This is a genomic window from Bacteroides sp. 519 (assembly GCF_010500955.1).
Classification (GTDB): domain Bacteria; phylum Bacteroidota; class Bacteroidia; order Bacteroidales; family Bacteroidaceae; genus Bacteroides.
On the sequence record NZ_QVMJ01000089.1, the window covers coordinates 1 to 350 of the forward strand.

A 350-nucleotide genomic window follows, 5' to 3' on the forward strand; every position below is an offset into this window, starting at 1 on the left:
CATCTCCCTGTGTTGTAATTAAACGAGGTTCAGCAAAATACTCATCAATAACAGCACCATCGGATTTACTAAACAGGGTTAACTTCTCCTCTTGGGGTACTTCTGAAGGTTGGGGTGGTGTTCGTGCCCGTAAAGCATTAGTTCAGAAATTCTTTCCCAATGATAATCCTCCAATGAATGGCGCAATGCCATAAGTGCAAACCAAGCATGGGATAAGAAAGGTTTTTATGGAGTAAGCAGAAACTCAGAGTTCAGTATAAATACCTCTTTCCGTATCTATTTCGAGCGAGTCGATTGTTACACTTTCCATTGTCATGTCGGTTATTGATTTGTTCTCAATCCGGATGAAT

General features: G+C 40.6%; 1 pseudogene. It reads left to right on the top strand.

Features of this window, described 5'->3' with window-relative positions:
• A pseudogene (locus D0T85_RS22025) lies at positions 1 to 194 on the top strand (hypothetical protein); the annotation flags it as partial.
• Between the last annotated feature and the right edge of the window lie 156 nt (positions 195 to 350).